The organism is Candidatus Streptomyces philanthi, assembly GCF_059553635.1.
In genome coordinates, this window is the sequence record NZ_JCANQV010000621.1 from 1 (window position 1) to 1107 (window position 1107).

1 protein-coding gene is annotated in these 1107 nt (G+C 78.9%); it reads right to left on the bottom strand.

Going from position 1 to position 1107, the window contains the following annotated elements; all coding sequences use genetic code 11:
- Positions 1–190: 190 nt before the first annotated feature.
- On the bottom strand, positions 191–1107 hold a 917-nt coding region (locus tag AC51EU_RS30690; RefSeq protein ID WP_496270360.1), incomplete at its 5' end, for a lysylphosphatidylglycerol synthase transmembrane domain-containing protein.

Below are 1107 nucleotides of genomic sequence, written 5' to 3' on the forward strand. Positions count from 1 at the left end.
CGGCCGGCTGCTGGCCGCCCTGGCGGCGCGCGGGCTGGGCCGGGTCCTCGTGGAGGGCGGTGGTGTCACCGTGTCGCGGTTCCTGCGGGCCGGCGCGCTGGACCGGTTGTTCGTCACCGTCGCGCCCGTCCTGCTGGGGGACGGGGTGCCCGGACTGCGGTTCGCGGGGACGACGGTGATGCGGGAGGCGCTACGCCCCCCGGTACGGTGCGCCCGGCTCGGCGAGGACACGCTCTTCGCGTTCGACCTGCGCGGGCGCGGCCCGCGGCCCGGTGAACCGGCGGGCGGCGAGGACGACGGTGCCGGGCAGGCTCGCGGCGAGGGCGAGGGCGCCGTAGACCACGGCGGTGGCGAGCCCCTGGGACGCGCCTAGACCCGCCGCGCCGAACGACCAGGCGGCGACGCCCTCGCGCGGCCCCCAGCCGCCGACGTTCAGCGGCAGCGCCATCGCCAGCAGCGCCAGCACCATCAGCGGGACGAGTTCGGTGACGGGCGCGGACGAGCCCGCGACCCGGGCGGCGAGCAGGAACATGCCCAGGTGCCCGGCGAGCACCACCACCGACGAGACCACCACACCGGAGCGGTTGCCGGGCGCGAGCAGGCAGGTCCGGGCCTCGGCACAGGCGTCGCGGACCGCGCGGCGCCACCGGGAGCCCGCCGGACCGCGCCGTACCCACACCACGGCCGCCCCGGCGAGCACACCCGCCACGGCCACCGCCGCCACCGCGCCCGGCGACGCCGCGAGACGGTGGAACTCCGCCAGGGCGAGCGACGGTTGCGCGCACAGCACCACCAGCCCCACGGCGACCAGCACCACCTGGCCCGCGGCGCGTTCGAGGACCACGGCGCGTACCCCGCGCCCCAGGTCCCCGGCGCCGCGGCCGTGGCGTACCGCGCGGTGGACGTCGCCCAGGACGCCGCCGGGCAGGGCGGCGTTGAGGAACAGGGCGCGGTAGTAGTCGGCGACGGCGCGGCCCAGCGGCAGCCGCAGGCCGAGGCCGCGGGCCACCAGGCACCACCGCCAGGCGCTGCACACGGTGGTGAGCAGGCCGATGGCGAGGGCACCGAGCAGGGCGGGCGCGTCGACGCGCCGCAGCCCGTCGAGGA